Source organism: Allobosea sp. Root670 (genome assembly GCF_001429415.1).
Classification (GTDB): domain Bacteria; phylum Pseudomonadota; class Alphaproteobacteria; order Rhizobiales; family Beijerinckiaceae; genus Allobosea; species Allobosea robiniae.
The window spans coordinates 290,719-310,292 of sequence record NZ_LMJU01000015.1 but is presented as its reverse complement, the minus strand read 5'-3'; the positions used below and the strand labels follow the sequence as shown (position 1 = coordinate 310,292).

General features: G+C 66.9%; 20 protein-coding genes and 1 tRNA gene. 12 read left to right on the top strand and 9 right to left on the bottom strand.

Annotated elements, in window-relative coordinates; all coding sequences use genetic code 11:
- Positions 1-45: 45 nt before the first annotated feature.
- Positions 46-1,143 carry a pyruvate dehydrogenase (acetyl-transferring) E1 component subunit alpha gene (gene pdhA, locus ASE61_RS13900; RefSeq protein WP_061967814.1) on the bottom strand — a complete coding sequence of 366 codons (1,098 nt, stop codon included), beginning with the start codon at positions 1,141-1,143 and terminating at the stop codon, positions 46-48.
- Positions 1,144-1,317: 174 nt separating this feature from the next.
- Positions 1,318-1,596: an FtsB family cell division protein gene (locus ASE61_RS13895; RefSeq protein WP_244492834.1), complete on the bottom strand. Its 279-nt coding sequence runs from the start codon at positions 1,594-1,596 to the stop codon at positions 1,318-1,320.
- A 173-nt stretch (positions 1,597-1,769) separates the two neighbouring features.
- On the opposite strand from ASE61_RS13895, the gene ASE61_RS13890 reads away from it, so the two are divergent.
- A tRNA-Lys gene (locus tag ASE61_RS13890) sits at positions 1,770-1,844 on the top strand.
- Positions 1,845-1,898: 54 nt separating this feature from the next.
- Here ASE61_RS13890 and ASE61_RS13885 read toward each other — a convergent pair.
- Positions 1,899-2,177: a hypothetical protein gene (locus ASE61_RS13885; protein WP_061967811.1), complete on the bottom strand. Its 279-nt coding sequence runs from the start codon at positions 2,175-2,177 to the stop codon at positions 1,899-1,901.
- A gap of 240 nt (positions 2,178-2,417) precedes the next feature.
- On the opposite strand from ASE61_RS13885, the gene ASE61_RS13880 reads away from it, so the two are divergent.
- On the top strand, positions 2,418-2,585 hold the full coding sequence (locus tag ASE61_RS13880) for a hypothetical protein (RefSeq protein ID WP_156407096.1): 168 nt from the start codon (positions 2,418-2,420) through the stop codon (positions 2,583-2,585).
- 20 nt (positions 2,586-2,605) lie between these two features.
- On the opposite strand, the gene ASE61_RS13875 is transcribed toward ASE61_RS13880, so the two are convergent.
- The gene (locus ASE61_RS13875; RefSeq protein ID WP_061967808.1) at positions 2,606-2,809 is read right to left on the bottom strand and encodes a hypothetical protein; all 204 of its coding nucleotides are present in this window, start codon (positions 2,807-2,809) and stop codon (positions 2,606-2,608) included.
- Positions 2,810-3,081: 272 nt separating this feature from the next.
- On the opposite strand from ASE61_RS13875, the gene ASE61_RS13870 reads away from it, so the two are divergent.
- A complete protein-coding gene (locus ASE61_RS13870; protein WP_061967806.1) occupies positions 3,082-3,630 on the top strand; it encodes a PRC-barrel domain-containing protein in 549 nt (182 codons plus the stop codon).
- Between the two features lie 79 nt (positions 3,631-3,709).
- On the opposite strand, the gene ASE61_RS13865 is transcribed toward ASE61_RS13870, so the two are convergent.
- Positions 3,710-5,239, bottom strand: coding sequence for an NAD(P)H-hydrate dehydratase (locus ASE61_RS13865; protein WP_244492833.1), 1,530 nt, complete (start codon positions 5,237-5,239; stop codon positions 3,710-3,712).
- Positions 5,240-5,517: 278 nt separating this feature from the next.
- On the opposite strand from ASE61_RS13865, the gene ASE61_RS13860 reads away from it, so the two are divergent.
- The 3 genes from ASE61_RS13860 (at position 5,518) to ASE61_RS13850 (ending at position 8,638) form a co-directional block, all read left to right on the top strand.
- Positions 5,518-5,856 carry a P-II family nitrogen regulator gene (locus ASE61_RS13860; RefSeq protein ID WP_061967805.1) on the top strand — a complete coding sequence of 113 codons (339 nt, stop codon included), beginning with the start codon at positions 5,518-5,520 and terminating at the stop codon, positions 5,854-5,856.
- 96 nt (positions 5,857-5,952) lie between these two features.
- Complete coding sequence (glnA, locus tag ASE61_RS13855) at positions 5,953-7,362, top strand: type I glutamate--ammonia ligase (RefSeq protein WP_061967803.1); 1,410 nt, start codon at positions 5,953-5,955, stop codon at positions 7,360-7,362.
- A 172-nt stretch (positions 7,363-7,534) separates the two neighbouring features.
- Positions 7,535-8,638, top strand: a complete 1,104-nt coding sequence (locus ASE61_RS13850) for a glycosyltransferase family 4 protein (protein WP_061967801.1) — start codon at positions 7,535-7,537, stop codon at positions 8,636-8,638.
- Between the two features lie 9 nt (positions 8,639-8,647).
- On the opposite strand, the gene ASE61_RS13845 is transcribed toward ASE61_RS13850, so the two are convergent.
- On the bottom strand, positions 8,648-10,039 hold the full coding sequence (locus ASE61_RS13845) for a hypothetical protein (RefSeq protein ID WP_061967800.1): 1,392 nt from the start codon (positions 10,037-10,039) through the stop codon (positions 8,648-8,650).
- Between the two features lie 165 nt (positions 10,040-10,204).
- Entirely contained in the window at positions 10,205-10,402 is a 198-nt protein-coding gene (locus ASE61_RS13840; RefSeq protein WP_139163581.1) for a hypothetical protein, read from the bottom strand.
- A 279-nt stretch (positions 10,403-10,681) separates the two neighbouring features.
- Between ASE61_RS13840 and parE the strand changes: the two genes are divergently transcribed.
- The 3 genes from parE (at position 10,682) to ASE61_RS13825 (ending at position 14,214) form a co-directional block, all read left to right on the top strand.
- Positions 10,682-12,763 carry a DNA topoisomerase IV subunit B gene (gene parE / locus ASE61_RS13835; protein ID WP_061967796.1) on the top strand — a complete coding sequence of 694 codons (2,082 nt, stop codon included), beginning with the start codon at positions 10,682-10,684 and terminating at the stop codon, positions 12,761-12,763.
- A gap of 156 nt (positions 12,764-12,919) precedes the next feature.
- Positions 12,920-13,861, top strand: a complete 942-nt coding sequence (locus ASE61_RS13830; protein ID WP_082617422.1) for a LysR family transcriptional regulator — start codon at positions 12,920-12,922, stop codon at positions 13,859-13,861.
- 101 nt (positions 13,862-13,962) lie between these two features.
- Entirely contained in the window at positions 13,963-14,214 is a 252-nt protein-coding gene (locus tag ASE61_RS13825; RefSeq protein ID WP_061967792.1) for a hypothetical protein, read from the top strand.
- 59 nt (positions 14,215-14,273) lie between these two features.
- Here the strand turns inward: ASE61_RS13825 and ASE61_RS13820 are convergent, their stop codons facing one another.
- The gene (locus ASE61_RS13820) at positions 14,274-14,969 is read right to left on the bottom strand and encodes an alpha/beta fold hydrolase (protein WP_061967790.1); all 696 of its coding nucleotides are present in this window, start codon (positions 14,967-14,969) and stop codon (positions 14,274-14,276) included.
- 162 nt (positions 14,970-15,131) lie between these two features.
- On the opposite strand from ASE61_RS13820, the gene ASE61_RS13815 reads away from it, so the two are divergent.
- Positions 15,132-16,607 carry a DEAD/DEAH box helicase gene (locus tag ASE61_RS13815; protein WP_061967789.1) on the top strand — a complete coding sequence of 492 codons (1,476 nt, stop codon included), beginning with the start codon at positions 15,132-15,134 and terminating at the stop codon, positions 16,605-16,607.
- Between the two features lie 186 nt (positions 16,608-16,793).
- On the top strand, positions 16,794-17,852 hold the full coding sequence (locus ASE61_RS13810; protein ID WP_142115599.1) for a sensor domain-containing diguanylate cyclase: 1,059 nt from the start codon (positions 16,794-16,796) through the stop codon (positions 17,850-17,852).
- 27 nt (positions 17,853-17,879) lie between these two features.
- Here ASE61_RS13810 and ASE61_RS13805 read toward each other — a convergent pair whose 3' ends face one another.
- On the bottom strand, positions 17,880-18,269 hold the full coding sequence (locus tag ASE61_RS13805) for a HesB/IscA family protein (RefSeq protein WP_061967785.1): 390 nt from the start codon (positions 18,267-18,269) through the stop codon (positions 17,880-17,882).
- A 231-nt stretch (positions 18,270-18,500) separates the two neighbouring features.
- On the opposite strand from ASE61_RS13805, the gene ASE61_RS13800 reads away from it, so the two are divergent.
- Positions 18,501-19,568 carry a malate/lactate/ureidoglycolate dehydrogenase gene (locus ASE61_RS13800; protein ID WP_061967783.1) on the top strand — a complete coding sequence of 356 codons (1,068 nt, stop codon included), beginning with the start codon at positions 18,501-18,503 and terminating at the stop codon, positions 19,566-19,568.
- Positions 19,569-19,574 lie beyond the last annotated feature (6 nt).

Below are 19,574 nucleotides of genomic sequence, written 5' to 3'. Positions count from 1 at the left end.
TTCTAAGACGCGGGGAAAAGGATGAAGGCCGGTAGCGCGGGGCGATCAGCCCCGCGGGGCTTCCAGCAGGATGTCGGTGTAGAGCTCCGACGGATCCGGCTCGGGATCGTGGGTCGCGAACTCGGCGGCGTCGTTGACGATCTCGCGCACCTTGGCGTCGATCGCCTTGAGTTCGTCCTCGGCGATCTTGAAGTCGCGGATCAGCCGCGCCCGGACCTGCTCGATCGGATCGTGCTCCTCGCGCATGCGCTGGACCTCATCCTTGGAGCGGTACTTCGCCGGGTCGGACATCGAATGCCCGCGATAGCGATAGGTCTGCATCTCAAGGATATACGGCCCCTTGCCGGAGCGGGCGTGCTCAATGGCGCGCTGGCCAGCCTCGCGGACGGCACGGACATCCATGCCGTCGACCTGCTCGCCGGGAATGTTGAAGGAGAGGCCGCGGCGGGAGAAATCGGTCTGGGCCGAGGCACGATTGACCGAGGTGCCCATGGCATAGCGGTTGTTCTCGATCACGAACACGACCGGCAGCTTCCAGAGCTCGGCCATGTTGAAGCTCTCGTAGACCTGGCCCTGGTTGGCCGCGCCGTCGCCGAAATAGGTCATCGAGACCGTGTTGTCGCCGCGATACCAGTCGGCAAAGGCAAGCCCCGTCCCGAGCGATACCTGCCCGCCGACGATGCCATGGCCGCCATAGAAGTTCTTCTCGCGGCTGAACATGTGCATCGAGCCGCCCTTGCCGCGCGAATAGCCGCCGCGCCGGCCGGTCAGCTCCGCCATCACGCCGCGCGATTCCATGCCGCAGGCCAGCATATGGCCGTGGTCGCGATAGCCGGTGATGACCTGGTCGCCATCCTTGGAGGCCATCTGCATGCCGATGACGACGGCTTCCTGGCCGATATAGAGGTGGCAGAAGCCGCCGATCAGGCCCATGCCGTACATCTGGCCGGCCTTCTCCTCGAAGCGCCGGATCAGCAGCATCTCGCGATAGGCGTGGAGATCTTCTTCCTTGGTGAAGGTCGGTGTGTTGCTGAGGCTTCCCCCGACCTTGCCGGCGCTTTCCTTGCCCGCACGGGCCTTTGCCGGCTTTGCAGCGGCTTTGGGTTGAGCGGGAGCTTTCGACTTACGCGCAGCAACAGCCATAGGCGGTCCTCCAAGGTCATCCGACTATTGTTGTAGAGGATCGGAAAATCCTTGGCGAGGACGCTATCTCGCAATGCAACATGCCCTAACCCATTGAAAAATATGGGTTGATACGTTTTAACTGGAATTGAGTTAATCGATACGTCTGCGACTAAGCGGCGGAGGTATTTTGCCTCAGCGGCCCATGATGACGACGTCGTTCTTGTGGGTCCGGCCGAGAATCTCGCGGGCGTTCTCTTCCAGGAGATCGCGATCGACGGCCTCGTTGCGCACCAGAGCGAGCCTCTGCTCCCAGGATTTGCGCTCGGCCGTGAGGGTGGCAAGCTCCCCCTCCATGTCGCGCAGCGACTCCCGGATCGCGCCGCGCGCCTCGAGGCCGCGTGCGCCGTGCTGGGCGTGGAACATGAAATAGGCCACGGCCGCCCCCGAGACCAGGTAGAGGGCCAATGTCACGAAGATAGACCGGAGTCCGCGGCGAATAACCATGACTGGAACGCTAGGCCGGCTTGGTTTCCGCCGGGTTAACGCGGATACCCGGAACCCGACGAACCCCACCGCAAAATCGTGCGATCTGCACGGAACGAGTTGACCGGGGCCAATCGGCTCCGTATTCACCGCGCCGGTGAGGGCGGGTAGCTCAGTGGTAGAGCACGTGACTTTTAATCATGTGGTCGTGGGTTCGATCCCCACCCCGCTCACCACAGCCGGATAGCTGCTGCTGCCGTGCAGCGCCGCCCCCCGCAGATTCACATCTTTCAGCCAAGCCGCCGGGTTACGCCGCCACCCCGATATGGGCGCGCCGGCCGGCTCGCCGGCCCCGGCAGCAGATAGGCGCCGCCGCCCGCCCCGAGCGCCGGCCAACCCGGATCGGCATAGGCGTTGAGCTCCCAGCAGCGCAGGTGCTCGCGCTCCGCATCGGTCGTGGCATCCGAGCAGGCCGAGACCTGCGAGCGCTGCCAGAATGCGGATGCCGGCCCGCAGATCGCCGCGAGCATCGCCGCCGACAGGGCGGCCGGAATCAGAAACCTACGCATCGCCTGCCCTTCCGGCGCCTTGCATCGAACTCGGGAACGCTCATGATGCCGGCTACGGCCTTGCCGAAGGCTTAAGCGGAAAAGCATCCGGACATGACCCGCTGCCGATGAGCAGCGGCCATGCGGCTGCAACGAGCGGAACCGGCTTGACCGGCCTGCGTTCGGATCGGCATCGGCAGACGTTCGATCGTCATGGAAGCGTGGCATCGCCCCCGCTTCGCTGCCCAGGAGAACACGCCCGTGAAGCTGCCCATCGTGATCCACACCGAAGAAGACTACGACCGTGCCCAGCAGCGGGTGGAAGAGCTGAACGCGATGCCTGACGGTGCGGAAAAGGAGCGGGAGCTGCACGCCCTCGCGGAGGCCATGCTGGCCTTCGAACTCCGCCGTGACGACGCCGACGACTGACGGGCACACATTCCCCAGTTTCAGGAATCGTTGCTCGCATTGAGTTCCTCCGGGCGCAGACCCTCGTCCGGCGGCGTCGAGCGCTCCGGACTGGCCGCCCAGACGACAAGGATTTCCGCGATCACATCGGCACGCGAGCGGCCTTGCCGGTGAAGCTCGACATGTCGATCGAGCGCCGCGAGCGTGCGCTCGTCGACGGAAAGCGTGACAGGGAGTGTCGGCATCGGAACACCTCGCGCGGCCGAGGTTGGAACAGCGTCGCGGCTGCGGCGTTTCCAACAATGCGGCATTGGATCACGGCTTCGTCCGGCAAGCAATCGCCCGACACAATCAAGCAAATGCCGCAGGATCGGCAGGTCGATGCACCTGCGTGACTTTCTGCGCGGGCTCATTCGGCCGAGGTCATAAATTCCTTCGCCGCCGATCCGAACAAAAGCGCTGCTCGATTGTTCTCATTATGAGCCGCTCTACTGGCGGAAGCATTTTGGAGGAAGATATGATCAGGCATCATCATTTCATGCTGTCGACAGTTGGTGTCGCGATGCTCGCTACAGCCGCCATGGCCCAAACCAGCGCGCCGACGCCGCCGTCTTCAGCGCCCGCCGCGCCGACGGCCGCGCAGACGAGCGCCAGCACCCCGGCCCCGACCAATCTGGCCGGCCAGGGCAAGTGGCGCACGAGCAAACTGATCGGCGTCGACGTGTACGGCCCTGACGACAAGAAGGTGGGTGACGTCACCGAGGTGATCGTCGACAAGACCGGCAAGATCGAGATGGTCACGATCGGCGTCGGCGGCTTCCTCGGTATCGGTTCGAAGGATGTCGCGGTCCCCTTCGACCAGGTGACCTGGAGCGACCAGCCGATGGCCGCGGCAGCCCCTGCTCCCGCTCCGTCCGGCAGCGCCGGCAGCACGGGCGGCGGCATGGCCTCTCCGCCGGCCGCGGCAGCCCCGAAGGCGCCGGCGATGTATCCGGATCACGGCAAGATCACGATGACCAAGGACCAGCTCAAGGCAGCTCCGAGCGTGACCTATTCCGGCACCTGACGGAGCAACGGCCTGAATCTGGCCGGTTAGCTCGAAAGGCCCGCCTCGCGAAAGCGAGGCGGGCCTTGTCCTGCCTGCATCAGGCCGTGGCGGTATCCCGCAGCAGCGGCGGTATGGCCTCTGGCAGATCGTCCGCAATCAGCCCCATTCCAAGCTTCTCCCCGGCACGTCCATGGAGCCAGACGGCTGCGCAACTGGCTTCGAAGGCGGGCATGCCCTGCGCCAGCAGGCCGGCGACCAGCCCGGCCAGCACGTCGCCGGACCCCGCTGTCGCCAGCGCAACCGATCCTGTGACATTGATCGCGCCGCGCCCATCTGGCGCCGCGACGACCGTATCGGCTCCCTTGTAGACGATGACAGCTCCGGACAACGCCGCGGCCTTCCGCGCCCGTTCGAGCTTCGAGGGCTCGGCGGCAATGGCGGACTCTTTGCCGAACAGGCGCTGGAACTCGCCCTCATGCGGCGTCAGCACGGTCCCGCCGCCGCGCCCGCCCAGAAGGCGGGCGCCACCATCGGGGAGTCCCGCAAGCGCGGTCAGGGCATCGGCATCGAGCACCGCCGGCCTGTCATCCGCAATCACGGCCCGCAGCAGATCGCCCGCGCGCCGGTCGAGCCCCAGCGCCGGACCGGCCAGGACAGCGTAAACCCGGCGATCCCGAAGGAAGGCCTCCAGTGCTCCACGATCGGCGACGGCCCGCTGCATCAAGGCGTCCGGCCCGCGCGCCGCATGAACCGGCAAGGCCTCGGGCTCGCAGAGCAGGGTCGCGAGCCCGGCACCGACCCGCAGCGCCGCACGCGCGCTCAGCCTCGGCGCCCCGACACCGGCAACCCCGCCGGCCAGGACAGCGACCGCACCGCGCCGGAACTTGTGCGTATCGGCCTGGTGTTCCGGCCAGGCACGGCGCCAAAGCAGGGGGTCGTTGCGGAATGCCATGACCCCGACCGCTTCGAGCGCAGGCTGAGCCGGAATGCCGATATCGGCGACCGTCACGGGGCCGCAGAGCGACCGCCCCGGCTGCAGCAGATGGCCTGGCTTCAGCCGGAAGAAGGTGACGGTTTCGCTCGCCTTGACGGCAATGCCTTCCACCTGGCCGGTATCCCCCGATATGCCGCTCGGCATGTCGACGGCAATGACGGGGCGTCCCGCGCCGTTGAGACATGCCACCGCTTCGGCAAATGCCCCGGCCAGCGGGCGCGTCAGCCCGGCCCCGAACAGCGCATCGACGAAGACATCGCCCTGCCTATCGGCAAGCGCGTTCAGCGGCTCGACCGGTCCGGCCCAGCGCTCCAGCGCGATCGCGGCATCGCCGACGAAGCGGTCAGCGGCGCCCGGCAGCACGACGCGAACCCTGAGCCCGCGTTCGCGCAGAAGCCGCGCCGCGACGAAGCCGTCGCCGCCATTGTTACCCGGCCCGCAGAACAGCGTGACGGATCCTCCCGCCCCTGCCCGCCTGAGAGCGGCCTCCGCCACCGCACGACCCGCTCGCTCCATGAGCGCGATGCCGGGCGTGCCTGCCGCGATGGCCACGCGATCGGCGGCTGCCATCTGCTGCGTGGTCAGCAAGGCGAGCTCCGCCCTGTCCTTCATGTCGGCGCGTCTGTCGTCCATGCCGCATCTTCAGGCGCCGTCCGGCAGGCCGCAAGCTGCGGCGGAATGCCGCTTATGATCAACCGATATGCACTTGCCCATTTTTTATGCTGTTTATTGCCTTTTCGCCGGGCGCGTTGGCGGGCGCTGCCGCATGGCGGGGCGTCGGCGCCAATGCTATGAGCAGAGGCAAGGCTGCAGGCGTTCAGGGCTGCGGGGTTCGTTCCCGCGCCGGAAGGCTCCGCCAGCTACAGTCCGGCTCGGCCGGATCTCGAGACGCAAGGGAGGCCGGTCGGCGCATGAAGAAGATCGAAGCGATCATCAAGCCCTTCAAGCTGGACGAAGTGAAGGAGGCGCTCCAGGAGGTCGGGCTGCAGGGCATCACGGTCCTGGAAGCCAAGGGCTTCGGCCGCCAGAAGGGCCATACCGAACTCTATCGTGGCGCCGAGTACGTCGTCGACTTCCTGCCGAAGGTGAAGATCGAGATCGTTCTCGCCGACGAGATGCTGGATCGCGCCATCGAGGCGATCACGAAGGCCGCCCAGACCGGCCGGATCGGAGATGGCAAGATTTTTGTATCGAGCATCGAGGGGGTGATCCGCATCCGCACCGGCGAGACCGGCGCGGACGCGATCTGAGGTCGTCTCCCCATCATCGGATAACGAGCCGCAGGCCGGATGGAGCCGGTTGCGGCAGCGTGAATGTGAACATGGCTGGCAAGAGGAATTGCTGAAATGAAAAGCGCCAAGGATGTCCTCAAGGCGATCAAGGACAACGACGTCAAATACGTCGACTTCCGCTTCACCGACCCGCGCGGCAAGTGGCAGCACTGGACCTTCGACGTCAGCATCATCGACGAGGACATCTTCGCCGAGGGCACGATGTTCGACGGTTCGTCGATCGCCGGCTGGAAGGCGATCAACGAGTCCGACATGCTGCTGATGCCGGATCCGACCACGGCCGTGATGGATCCGTTCTTCGCGGCTCCGACCATGGTCATCAACTGCGACGTGCTCGAGCCCGCCACCGGCGAACCCTATAGCCGCGATCCGCGCGGTATCGCCAAGAAGGCCGAGGCCTATCTCAAGTCGACCGGCATCGGCGACACCGTCTATGTCGGCCCCGAGGCCGAGTTCTTCATCTTCGACGACGTCAAGATCGCCGCCGACCCGTACAACACGGGCTTCAAGCTCGACGCCGCCGAGCTGCCGACCAACGGCATGACCGATTACGAAGGTGGCAATCTCGGCCACCGCATCGCCACCAAGGGCGGCTACTTCCCGGTCCCGCCGCAGGACATGGCGCAGGACATGCGCGGCGAGATGCTCGCGGCCATGGCCTCGATGGGCGTCGCCGTCGAGAAGCACCACCACGAGGTCGCCTCGGCCCAGCATGAGCTCGGCATGAAGTTCGACACGCTGGTGAAGACCGCCGACCAGCTGCAGACCTACAAGTACTGCATCCACAACGTCGCCCAGAGCTACGGCAAGACCGCGACCTTCATGCCGAAGCCGGTCTATGGCGACAACGGCTCGGGCATGCATGTCCACCAGTCGATCTGGAAGAACGGCAAGCCGCTCTTCGCCGGCAACAAATATGCCGACCTGTCGCAGGAGTGCCTCTGGTACATCGGCGGCATCATCAAGCATGCCAAGGCGCTGAACGCCTTCACCAACCCCTCGACCAACTCCTACAAGCGCCTCGTCCCGGGCTATGAGGCCCCGGTGCTGCTCGCCTATTCGGCGCGCAACCGCTCGGCCTCCTGCCGTATTCCGTGGACGACCTCGCCGAAGGCCAAGCGCGTCGAGGTCCGCTTCCCCGATCCGATGGCGAACCCCTATCTCGCCTTCTCGGCCCTGATGATGGCCGGCCTCGACGGCATCGTGAACAAGATCGATCCCGGCCCGGCGATGGACAAGGACCTCTACGACCTGCCGCCGCGCGAGCTGAAGAAGATCCCGACCGTCTGCGGCTCGCTGCGCGAAGCGCTGGAATCGCTGAAGAAGGACAACGCCTTCCTCAAGGCCGGCGGCGTCTTCACCGACGACTTCATCGAGAGCTATATCGAGCTCAAGATGCAGGATGTGGCGCGCTTCGAGATGACGCCGCACCCGGTCGAGTTCGCGATGTACTACTCGTACTGAGGGATTTTCGGCCGGCTGCGCAGGCACCGGCCGAGACCGCAGGACATGGAAGGCCGGGGCGGCAACGCCTCGGCCTTTTCGTTGGGCGCGGGCGTCGCGAAGCCGGGTAACCTCGCCTTCACGCGTGATCGGGCAGGTTCGGCGGAGAATTGCTGGATGGCGGTGCTCAGGCTTGCAGACGATCTCGATCAACGGGCGCTTTCTCGGCCAGCCGCTGACCGGCGTGCAGCGCTTTGCGTTCGAACTGACCAGGGCGCTCGACCGGCGGATCGGCGCAGGCGCGCTTCCCGAAACGCTCAGGGATGCGCGCTGGCGCCTCCTCGCGCCGGAAGACGTCCCCCAGACCGATGAATTCCGGCATATCGCGCTCGAACGCTTCGGGCCGTTCTCAGGCCACCTCTGGGAGCAGACCGCGCTCGCGCGCCGGGCTGCGGGCGACATCCTCGTCGGCTTCGGCGGCAGCGGCCCCCTGCTCCACCGCCGGCAGCTGGTCGTCATCCACGACGTCACCATCTTCCGTCACCCGGAAGCCTTCAGCAGGGCGTACCGCGTCACCCACAAGGCCCTCGGCTTCGGGCTGACGCGAACGGCGCGCATCGCGACGGTCTCCCGGTTCTCGCGCGGCGAGCTCGGCACGATCTTTCATGTCCGCCCGGACAACATTCCGGTGATCTACAACGCCACCGACCATTTCTCCGGGCTGGTTCCGGACGAAACCGTCCTGCCGCGCCTCGGCCTCGAGGGCACGAACTTCTTCTTCATGCTCGGCACCCTGAAGCCCAACAAGAACATCGATTTCGCCATCCGCGCCTTCGATGCTCTCGGCGATCGCGGCTGGAAGCTCGTCATCGCGGGCGCTCTCGACCGGAGCGGCGTGTTCAAGGCCGATGCGCCGGCGAGCGCCGAGAACCTCATCTTCACCGGGCGGCTGACCGATGCCGAGATCGTCGCGCTCGAACGCCGGGCCCGCGGCTTCGTCTTTCCAAGCCTCTACGAGGGTTTCGGCATCCCGCCGCTCGAAGCGATGACGCAGGGCTGCCCGGTCCTGGCTGCGGATATTCCGGCAGTCCGCGAAGCCTGCGGCGAGGCGGCGCTCTATTTCGACCCGCGCGATCGCGCCAGCCTCGAAGACGCAATGCGCCAGATCATGGACGCCGGCGGCGATACCTCCGGGCTGGTCGGGAAGGGCCATGCCAACCTCGCGCGCTTCTCCTGGGACAAGAGCGCCGAGACCCTGTTGTCGACCCTTTCGGACATGGCTGCGCCGCGGCGCTGACCACGCCCGTCACGAGATATCCGGTGAAGCACCCGGGCGCCGGAGCAGCGCGGCGACGGTCGCGGCCGTCGGCGGAATGCACAGCAGCATGACGGCCAACGACACCGGCAGCGATGTCTGCGGCGTGCCGGCATTGGCGATCCCGGCGATGGCGAACGCGGCGAGCGCGCTGCCCAGCGTGAGCCCGGGCCAGCGGAACGGCATCGACAGGAACAGCGATGTCCCCACGATCATGGCCACGGCCGCCCCCGCGGCACCGCTGTAAAGCAATCCGGTCAGCGAGCCGCCGGACAAGGCCCAGCCGGCGAAGGAACTCAGGTTGAGCAGGATGGCGTCGGTCACGGCCAGCCCGATGATCGGCCTCAGGCGCTGCGTCAGATGCGCAGGCGTCGGCAGCAGGTTCTGGACCCAGGCCCGCAGCAGCGCGAGGATCGTCACGGCCGGCGCGGCGAGGAGGAAGGTCTCGCGCAGTTCGGCCTTGACCAGCCAGGTCGCGGCCGGCGCCAGCAGGCACAGGATCGCTGCCGCCGTTACCAGCGAGCAGTTCGCAAGCTGTGCGTAGTAGCCGCCGAGGCGCTCCCGGAAGGCCGGCGAACCCGGCTCGCGGTCATAGCTGGCGACCAGTTCGGGATAGCGGATCGCATGGAGCGCCGAGACGACCAGAATGAAGGGCCGCTGCAGCAGGTCGAGCGCCAGCAGCGCGCCGGCCGCGCCCTGACTGCCGATCACCGCCGTGATCAGTGCCTTGAGGCCGAGCGGCGCCAGAAGGCTGGCCACGGAGGCTCCGGCCGAAACGCCCCCATAGGCAAGGTATTTCTTCAGCAGATGACGCTGCGGCCGATGGAGCCCTCGCGCCAGCGGCCCCCCGGCCAGCCGCGCTAGCACGACATAGGCGAGGCTTCCGGCCAGCATGCCGGCCACCGCGCCTGAAAGCGCCGGGGCAAGCATGGCTCCGCCGACCGTGCCGATCGCCAGGAGTGACGCCCGGGCAGCCTGCAGGATCGAGAACAGCCGAAAATCCTGCCGGAAGCGCAGCATCGTCAGGTGCAGCTCCGAGCCGCCCTGGAACACCGCAAAAAAGGCTCCACCGACGGCGATGCCCGGCGCAGCCGCGCCCGACGCGAGAACGCCTGCTCCCGCGAGCAGGCAAAGAGCAGCGCAAACGGCGAAAGCGTACGCGATGACCGAGCGCTGCGCCGTCTCGTCGGCGCCGGGATAGAACCGGCTGCAGGAGAACCGGATCCACTCGAAGACGGCAATGCTGGCGAACTGGCTGATCGTGACGAAGAGCGAATAATGCGTGAAATCCCGCGCCGGCAGGATACGCGAGACCAGCAGCAGCAGCACGAGCGCCAGCACGGCCTGATAGACATAGGCTCCGAGAGCGGCGATCTGGCCCACCGGCGCGGCGCTCCGCTCAAGCCGCGCGAACAGGCGCGGCAGATGGCAACGCGCCGCTATCGGCCAATCCGCTATCCGTGACGATGACGCGAAACATCCCATTGCCCTCCGGCCACAGGCCTAGGGCATAAAGGTTGATATTTCCGCGCGGCCGAGGGGCGGCTTTCAGGAGAAATGCAGAACCGCAAGCCCGGCCGAAGCGGCGATCGCCGCAAGCCACCAGACCCAGCGCGAGGCATGCGGATCGCTCGCCGCCAGGGGCGTGCCGATGACATCTTCATGACCGAAGGATTCGCCGGCGAGGCGTGCAGCACGCTGCAAACCCGCGATACCCGCAACCGGCACTGACTGACGCGAAGCCACGGCCTTCTCCCCTGTAGACCGATCATAGCGCATTGCGGAAATCCGCATAGGCCTGAACGTGCTGACCATCCTCGGCACGGATGGTTAACGTGGCCTGAACGGCTCGGTTCCGCCCCGCTCTTGCCCAAGCCGGCGACAGGGATGTGACAGGCATGCGATCGCCGGAGACGAGGCGGTTTCGATCCGGGGATGAGGCGTCTATAAGCTGCCCCTGACAGGGCATGACGGGCCGCAATGCGCTAGAGTTCGAAGGCGCGAATCAGGAAGCATTTGGTGGCAATGGCGGATAACGGCGATCTTTTCGGTGCGGAGCCGGAGCGGCCCGACGCGGCGAGCCCGAGGCCGGAAGCCCGCTCGCCCGCCGCTGCCCCCAAGGCGCCGCAGCCGCCCACATCCCCTGCCCGCAACGGCACCCTTTCGGAGACCGGCTATGACGCCTCCGCCATCGAGGTCCTCGAAGGGCTGGAGCCGGTGCGCCGCCGGCCGGGCATGTATATCGGCGGCACCGACGAACGCGCCCTGCATCATCTCTTCGCCGAGGTGATCGACAACGCCATGGACGAGGCGGTGGCCGGCCACGCCACCTTCATCGATGTCGAATTGTTCGAGGACGGCTCGATCGCCGTCACCGACAATGGCCGCGGCATCCCGGTCGACCCCCATCCGAAATTTCCGGGCAAGTCGGCGCTCGAAGTCATCATGACGACGCTGCATGCCGGCGGAAAGTTCGATTCCAAGGCCTATGAGACCTCGGGCGGCCTGCATGGCGTCGGCGTCTCCGTGGTCAATGCGCTGTCGGACCGGCTGGAGGTCGAGGTCGCGCGCGGCAAGACGCTGTATCGCCAGATCTTCTCGCGCGGCCTGGCGCAGGGGCCGCTGGAAACCGTCGGCGCCGTCGCCAACCGGCGTGGCACCCGCGTGCGCTTCCACCCCGACGCGCAGATCTTCGGCGAGGGCGCGGCCTTCTCGCCGGCCCGCCTGTTCAGGATGGCACGCTCCAAGGCCTATCTCTTCGGCGGCGTCGAGATCCGCTGGACCTGCGCAGCGTCGCTGCTGAAGCCCGAGGGCGACGTCGCCGCCGAAGCGGTGTTCCGCTTCCCCGGGGGCTTGCGCGACTATCTCGGCCGCGAGATCGAGGGCAAGGACCTCGTCGCCGAGCCGATCTTCTCGGGCAAGATCACCCGGGAAGGCAGCCACGGCTCGCTCGAATGGGCGGTGGCCTGGCTGGCGACCGGCGAGGACGGCTTCTCCTCCTCCTATTGCAACACGATCCCGACGCCCGAAGGCGGCACGCATGAGCAGGGCCTGCGCATCGCCCTGCTGCGCGGCCTGCGCGACCATGCCGAGCGCATCGGCCAGTCCAAGCGCATGGCGCAGGTCACCTCCGACGACGTGATGGCGACCTGCGCCGCCATGCTCTCGGTCTTCATCCGCGAGCCGGAATTCCAGGGCCAGACCAAGGACAAGCTCGCGACGCAGGAAGCCCACCGCATCGTCGAGAACGCGATCCGCGACGCCTTCGACCATTGGCTCGCCGCCGCGCCCCAGCAGGCGCTGCGCCTGCTCGACTGGTCGGTCGACCGGGCCGAGGAGCGCCTGCGCCGGCGCCTCGAAAAGGAAGTCTCGCGCAAGACCGCAACGCGAAAGCTGCGCCTGCCCGGCAAGCTCGCCGATTGCTCGAATGCCGGCGCGGCTGGCTCCGAGCTCTTCATCGTCGAGGGCGACTCGGCCGGCGGCTCGGCCAAGCAGGCGCGCAATCGCTCGAACCAGGCGATCCTGCCCCTGCGCGGCAAGATCCTCAACGTCGCCAATGCCACGCGCGAGAAGCTCAATGCCAACCAGCAGCTCGCCGACCTGATCCTGGCGCTCGGCTGCGGCATCGGCACCCAATTCCGCGAGGATGACCTGCGCTACGAGAAGGTCATCGTCATGACCGACGCCGATGTCGACGGCGCCCATATCGCCTCGCTGCTCGTCACCTTCTTCTGGCGCCAGATGCCGCGCCTGATCGAGAAGGGCCATCTCTATCTCGCCGTGCCGCCGCTCTACCGCCTCCAGCACGGCGGCAAGAGCATCTATGCCCGCAACGACGCCCATAAGGACGAGCTGATCGAGACGGTGTTCAAGGGCAAGAAGCCGGAGATCTCGCGCTTCAAGGGCCTCGGCGAAATGATGCCGGCCCAGCTCAAGGAAACCACCATGGACCCGAGCAAGCGCATCCTGCTCAAGGTCATGGTCGATCACGAGGCCAAGGAGGAGACCTCCGACACGGTCGAGCGCCTGATGGGCAACAAGCCGGAAGCGCGCTTCGTCTTCATCCAGGAACGCGCCGCCTTTGCCGGCGAACTGATCGACCTGTGAGTTACGAGCCCTGCACCCTTGCAGGGCTGGGGCTCACGCCCGGCGGGCTGCTCGAGCAGACATTTCCCGGCAGGGTTCGCGCATGTCGAACCCTCCTCACCTCCCGGACCGCCATGATCGCCGACACCATACCTCCTGGGACTGGCCACTGAGCGCATGGGCGAGCCTGCTTCCCCTCCATCTCGACGCGACGGCGATCTGGCATCCCCGGCCGGACAGGTATCCTGGGACGACATCCGGATCTTCAACGCCATCGCCGTCGGCGGGTCGATGGCCGTGGCAGCGGCGCGCCTAGGCCTGAGCGAGGCAACGGTCGCGCGCCGGCTGAAGGCCTTCGAGACCGGGCTCGGATTGCAGCTCTTCACCCGCGAGGCCAACCGGCTCGTACCGACCGCGATCGGCATTGAGCTCGCAACCGAGGCGGCCCTCGTGGAAGCCGCCGCCAGGCGCTTCGCGATCCGCGCGGACACGGCTCGCCCGCAAGCCGACGCGCCTGTCCGCATCACCGCCACCACCTCGATCAGCCTGCTCCTGACCATGAACGCAACGGCGATCTCGCAAGCCGCGGGCGGGGTCGAGATCGTCATCATCAGCACGCGCAACCGGCTCGACCTGGCGCGCGGCGAAGCCGATATCGCGCTCCGCATGACCCGGGTTCCGGGCGAGCCCGGCCATTACGCACAGAAGGTCGGGCGGCTGATGCAGGCGCTCTATGTTCGCCGCGACATCGATCCCGCGACCGCGCCGATCATCTCGGTCAATCGCGAAACCTCCTCGCGGATCGACGACCACATCATGGCCTATGCCGCCGGCCGCCCGATCGCGGCGCGCGTCGGCGATTCGGCCGCGCGCTACGAAAGCATCCGCTCCTCCGGGGCGCTGTCGATGGCGCCCTGCTTCATGGGCGATGCCGATCCGACCTTGCGCCGCCTCCAGCCGCCACCCGAGCAGACCGGTGACGACATCTTCCTGGTTTCGCACGAGGTCTCGCGCCGCAGGCCGGGCGTCGCCGCGGTGCTGAGCGCCCTGCGCAAGCTGTTCAAGGAACAGCAGGCCCGCCTGATCGGCAGAACCAGCGAGAATGCAGGCGATCGCTAAATTCGTCCGCAATCCGGCAAGACTTGGCTAACCATCCTTTTACTGCTGAGGGCGCATGCTGCCGCAAAGCTCGTGATGTCACGGGCCGTGGAGAGTGCGCCATGCGCCTGATCGAACTGTTCTGGAAGAACAATCGCGGCACCATCGCCGCCGATATCGCCAAGGCCGGCGCGGCCATCGCCTTCCTGTCGGTCATCGCCGCGAATTTCCTGTCGAGCCAGACCGCTTCGCTCGACAAGGACCGCCTGGCCCAGGTCAGCCTCGCCGCCTCCAAGCGCGACCCGATGACCACGGGCTCGATCGCCCGGGCGGCGGGCGACACGAAGCTCGACCCCTGCGCCCTGCCCCGCTGATCAGGATCATCCTTGTCATTCCGGCTTCGCGCCTGCGGTGCGCCCCGCAATGACAAGTATCAGCCGAGCCAGCGCAACAGTTCCGCCGTCACAACCTCGGGCGCTTCCAGCGTCGACAGATGACCGGAGCCGGGCACGATCGCCAGCCGTCCGCGAGCGCCGACGAGACCGGCCATTTCCTGCGCTTCGGCGACGGGCGTGATCTCATCCTCCTGGCCCACCAGCACCAGCACCGGAATCGATAGACCTGCCAGCAGCGGCCGCGAGTCCGGCCGCTTCATGATCGCCTTTTGCTGGCGCACGAAACCTTCGGCTCCGACATCGTCGGCCATCCCACGCACCAGCAGCCGCAGCGGCTCATCGGTCAGGCGCGCCGGCGCGACCAGTTTCTGCCAGAGCAGTGTCGTGACGTTGTCGAAAGCCCCCTTCTCCGCCAACGCGATCATCTGCTCACGCGGCAGGTTGGTCTCGGGCGTCGCCGGCTTGGCGCTGGTGTCGAGCAAGGCCAGCCGCGTCACGCGCTCCGGCGCCTGCCTGAGCACTTCAAACGCGACATAGCCGCCCATCGACAGACCGCAGAGCGCGAAACGCGGCGGCGCGGCTTCCAACAGGCGTTTCACGATAGCTGATAGCGTGTCGTCGCGGGCGTGATCGGCGACCAGGATGGGGCGTCCATCGGCAAGCGCAGGCCATTGCGGAGCATAGAGCGCGGCGTTGCAACTCAGGCCGGGAACGAGAACAAGCGGCTCCTTCATGAGGTTAAAGCAGTCCTTTCAAGGCTAGATGATTGACTTTGCCGCGTTTTCTTTGCATTCCACACGGGTCCGAAGGCGCGCAGGAACTGTCGTCGCGCCAACGCGGTGGTTGAGCAGGTCATCCCGCCGTGTTTCACCGACCCAGAAGAAGCACCATACGCGATGTCATTTGCCGAACTCGGCTTGAGTGAAAAGGTTCTGACGGCCGTCACCGCCGCAGGCTATAGCACGCCGACTCCCATCCAGGCCCAGGCCATTCCGCATGTTCTCGCCCGCAAGGACGTTCTGGGCATCGCCCAGACCGGCACCGGCAAGACCGCGGCCTTCACCTTGCCGATGCTGACCATCCTGGAAACCGGCCGCGCCCGGGCCCGAATGCCGCGCACCCTGATCCTGGAGCCGACGCGCGAGCTCGCGGCGCAGGTCGAGGAGAACTTCACCCGCTACGGCGTCAACCAGAAGCTCTCGGTCGCGCTCTTGATCGGCGGCGTTTCCTTCGGCGACCAGGATGCCAAGATCACCCGCGGCGTCGACGTGCTGATCGCGACGCCCGGCCGCCTGCTCGACCATGTCGAGCGCGGCAAGCTGCTGCTGACCGGCGTCGAGCTTCTCGTCATCGACGAGGCCGACCGCATGCTCGACATGGGCTTCATCCCGGACATCGAGCGGGTCTGCAAGCTGGTTCCCTTCACGCGGCAGACGCTGTTCTTCACCGCGACCATGCCGCCGGAGATCACCCGCATCTCCGAGCAGTTCCTGCACAATCCGGTGCGCGTCGAAGTCTCCCGCCCCGCCACGGCGGCAGCGACGATCACCCAGCGTCTGATTGCCTCCAATTCGCAGGATTTCGAGAAGCGCGAGACGCTGCGCAAGCTGATCAAGGGCGCGACCGACCTGCAGAACGCGATCGTCTTCTGCAACCGCAAGCGCGATGTCGCGACGCTGCACAAGTCGCTGCAGCGCCATGGTTTCCCGGCGGTCGCGCTCCACGGCGACATGGATCAGTACGCCCGCATGGCGGCGCTCGAATCCTTCCGCACCGGCGAGAATCCGATCCTCGTCGCCTCGGACGTCGCGGCGCGCGGCCTCGATATCCCCGCCGTCAGCCATGTCTTCAACTTCGACGTCCCGACCCATGCCGAGGACTATGTCCACCGCATCGGCCGCACCGGTCGTGCCGGCCGCGAAGGCGCTTCCTTCACCATCGTCACCCGCCATGACGACAAGCTCGTCGCGGCGATCGAGAAGCTGACCGGTCAGACCATCGCCTTCGAAGGCCCCGGCCTCGACGCCCTGCCCCCGGGCGAACCGCGCGACGAACGTCGCAGCGGCCGCCGGGACGACAAGCGCTCCTCCTCGCGCGGCGGCCGTGGCCGTCCCGAACGCGGGGCACGCGCCGATTCCAGCGCCGCGCGGCCGGATGCCGATGAGACCGTGGCCGATACGCAGCGCAAGCCGCGCCGCGTGCCGATCCGGCCGGATTCCGAGACGGCCGCGCCCCCGCCCGCCGCGCGCAATCAGGATGCCCCCCGCCGCGGGCGCGGCTCGCATGGCCGCGACGACGATGACGGCCCGCAGGTGAAGGGTTTGGGCGATCACGTCCCGGCCTTCCTGCTGCGCCCGGCGCGTGTCGGATAACGTTACGGCATCAACCGGTTTTTAACGATGTCGACCTAGATTGCCCTTCGCTGCGACGGGCTGACTTTCGCAGCGGACGGGCGCATGCCGCCGTAGATACGGACAGGATGTCCCGCTTCGATTGTCTTGATCGAAGCTGACGTGGCCGAAGGCCGCGACCCGGCTTCATACCGGAATGGCGATGGCATGGACGACCTGGTTTCGGTTCCCGCCCGCACTGATGATCTCGCCGAGCGCGTCGTCGCGGCGATGCGTCAGCACGGCTCGCCGAGCTACCCCCGCGCCTTCGAGGTCTGGTACGCCCATCTGAGCGGCGAGATGCCGGCCGTCAGCATCGCGATGAGCGCCATCGTCACCGGCAGCGACGGCCAGGTCACCGCGGCCGATATCGACAGCCTCTACGAACGCTTCATCTCGACCGAGCGCTTCTCGCGCCAGGCCGAGCGCACCAGCCTTCAGGTTCTCGGCGAGATCGAGGCGATGATGGGGCTGGTCGACAAGGCGCTCGGCTCCAGCGAGCTCTATCACGGCCGCCTCTGCGCCATGTCCGAGGATGTGCCGCCGGCGACGGATCGGCACAAGCTGCGCGAATGGGTCGAGGCGCTGGTGATGTCGACCCGCGAGGAAGTCTCGCGCAAGGCGCAGCTCGAAGCGGAACTGCGCAACAGCTCGAACGAGATCCGCAACCTGCGCGAGGCGCTGGAATCGACCCGCGCCGAGGCCCTGACCGATCCGCTGACCGGTCTCGCCAATCGCCGCCATTTCGAGGAGATGCTGCAGAAGTCGATCGATCAGGCGACGCTGCGCCGCGAGCCCTTCGCGCTGGTCATGGCCGATATCGACTTCTTCAAGCGCTTCAACGACGCCCATGGCCATCTCACGGGCGACCAGGTGCTGCGCCTCGTCGCGCGCACGATGAAGGACAAGTTCAAGGACAAGGCGATCATCACCCGCTTCGGCGGCGAGGAATTCGCCATCATCCTGCCCGAGGCCGACCTGATCGCCGGCAAGTTCGGCGCCGAGACCGTGCGTCAGGCGCTGCTGACCCGCGAATTGATCAAGCGCTCGACCAACGAGAATCTCGGCCGCATCACCATCTCGCTCGGCGTCTCCAGCTATCGCCGCGGCGATACCGCCGGCTCCCTGGTCGACCGGGCCGACCAGTCGCTGATGCAGGCCAAGCGCGACGGCCGCAACCGCACCGTCACCGAGGATGCTCTGGAGACCGCCAGCCGCGTGGCCTGAACAAGCCGGATTCCAGCGGGCTTGAACTCAGGACGCCGCCAGCGCGCTCTCGCTGCGCGGCTTGATCTCGACCGATTCGCCACAGCCGCAGGCCGAAACCTGATTGGGGTTGTTGAAGACGAAGGTCGACGAGAACCGGTCGGTCTTGAAATCGAGTTCGGTGCCGAGCAGGAACAGCACGGCCTTGGCATCGACGACGACCGTCGCGTCCTTTTCGGTCACGATCTCGTCGCCCTTGCTAGTCGCACGGGCGATCTCGAAGGTGTACTCCATGCCGGCGCAGCCGCCCTTCTTGACGCCGACCCTGAGGCCGAGCGCCGGCGCCTCGCCGCCCGCAGACTGCGCCATGATCTCGCGGATACGGGTGGCCGCGGCGTCGGTCAGCGAAATGACCTTCAGGCCCGGTATCGAAAACATCTGTTTCCCTCCTCGACCGGGTTCAAGGCCCGGTGAAGCAAGATTGTTCCCAGTAACATAGGGATCGGCAGGGCTTTCGTCGAGATGCCGCCAGCGCGCCATGCGCTTCGTATCCGCCCCCTGCCCGCCCCACGCATTGCGGAACCGCCCCGCTCATGCACTCTGGCGCTCAAGACCCCCGAGGCCCCAAGACCTCTTCCGACAAGACCTCATCCAAACGGCAGGAAACCCATGGCGCACCGTCTGCACCGCCCCGAATCGCTGCACGCCCTCGTCCGCGACATGGTCGTGAAGGCCGGCTGGACCGAAGCGGAGGCGCAGGAGACGGCCGACCATCTCGTCCTCGCCAATCTCAGCGGCCATGACAGCCACGGCGTCGGCATGCTGCCGCTCTATTTCCAGTCGCTGGCCGACGGCAATCTCAGCCCGGCTTCACAGCCGCAGACACGCGTCGACGCCGCGCCCTTCCTGATCATCGACGGCAAGATCGCGCTCGGCCAGCCCAACGCGCGCAACGCCGTCGACCGGGCGATCGGCATGGCGCAGACCGGCGGCGTCGCCATCGTCAACCTGCTCGATTCCCATCATATCGGTCGCATCGGCCATTATGCCGAGGTCGCTGCCGCCGCCGGCTTGATCTCGTTCTTCTGGGTCAATGTCGCCGGCCGCCCGCCGATCGTCGCGCCCTATGCGGCGAAGGAAGCCCGCTTCGGCACCAATCCCCATGCGATCGGCATCCCCGTCCCCGGCGGCGAGCCCCTGATCCTCGACTTCGCCACCAGCCGCATGGCCCATGGCAAGGCCCGCGTCGCCCTCAACAAGGGCGAGCAGGTGCCGCCCGGCTACATCATCGACGGCGAGGGCCGCCCGACCACCGATCCCGCCCATGTCTTCGCCAGTCCCGATCATCCGCTCGGCGCGCTCCTGCCCTTCGGCGACCACAAGGGTGCCGGCCTGTCGCTGATCGCGGAACTGCTCTCGGCCGGCTTGATGGGCGCAGCCCGCATCGACCAGAAGCCGCAGAAGACCTGGGTGATCAATTCGCTCTTCGGCATCATCATCGATCCGGCCCGGCTGGAGCCGGACGCGGAGCTGCGCCGCAGCCGCACCGAGAGCTATCTCGCCTTCGTGCGCGCGGCGAAGCCGCAGGACCCGGCCAACCCGGTGCTGGCGCCCGGCGACAAGGAGCGCAAGGTCAGGATCGAACGGCAGGCGGCCGGCATCCCGCTCGATGATGAGACCTGGTCGCAGATCGTGGCCGCGGCCGCGAAGCACGGCATCGACGCCGAGAGCTACTGAGCCAGG

Bases quoted from the DNA above. Each gene is read 5' to 3' on its own strand.
- ASE61_RS13830 (WP_082617422.1), top strand. From the start codon at position 12,920: ATGGGCGAGCCTGCTTCCCCTCCATCTCGACGCGACGGCGATCTGGCA.
- ASE61_RS13810 (WP_142115599.1), top strand. From the start codon at position 16,794: ATGGACGACCTGGTTTCGGTTCCCGCCCGCACTGATGATCTCGCCGAG.
- ASE61_RS13875 (WP_061967808.1), bottom strand. From the start codon at position 2,809: ATGCCGACACTCCCTGTCACGCTTTCCGTCGACGAGCGCACGCTCGCG.
- ASE61_RS13865 (WP_244492833.1), bottom strand. From the start codon at position 5,239: ATGGACGACAGACGCGCCGACATGAAGGACAGGGCGGAGCTCGCCTTG.
- ASE61_RS13800 (WP_061967783.1), top strand. From the start codon at position 18,501: ATGGCGCACCGTCTGCACCGCCCCGAATCGCTGCACGCCCTCGTCCGC.
- ASE61_RS13815 (WP_061967789.1), top strand. From the start codon at position 15,132: ATGTCATTTGCCGAACTCGGCTTGAGTGAAAAGGTTCTGACGGCCGTC.
- ASE61_RS13885 (WP_061967811.1), bottom strand. From the start codon at position 2,177: ATGCGTAGGTTTCTGATTCCGGCCGCCCTGTCGGCGGCGATGCTCGCG.
- ASE61_RS13820 (WP_061967790.1), bottom strand. From the start codon at position 14,969: ATGAAGGAGCCGCTTGTTCTCGTTCCCGGCCTGAGTTGCAACGCCGCG.
- ASE61_RS13870 (WP_061967806.1), top strand. From the start codon at position 3,082: ATGATCAGGCATCATCATTTCATGCTGTCGACAGTTGGTGTCGCGATG.
- glnA (WP_061967803.1), top strand. From the start codon at position 5,953: ATGAAAAGCGCCAAGGATGTCCTCAAGGCGATCAAGGACAACGACGTC.
- ASE61_RS13805 (WP_061967785.1), bottom strand. From the start codon at position 18,269: ATGTTTTCGATACCGGGCCTGAAGGTCATTTCGCTGACCGACGCCGCG.
- parE (WP_061967796.1), top strand. From the start codon at position 10,682: ATGGCGGATAACGGCGATCTTTTCGGTGCGGAGCCGGAGCGGCCCGAC.
- ASE61_RS13860 (WP_061967805.1), top strand. From the start codon at position 5,518: ATGAAGAAGATCGAAGCGATCATCAAGCCCTTCAAGCTGGACGAAGTG.
- pdhA (WP_061967814.1), bottom strand. From the start codon at position 1,143: ATGGCTGTTGCTGCGCGTAAGTCGAAAGCTCCCGCTCAACCCAAAGCC.
- ASE61_RS13825 (WP_061967792.1), top strand. From the start codon at position 13,963: ATGCGCCTGATCGAACTGTTCTGGAAGAACAATCGCGGCACCATCGCC.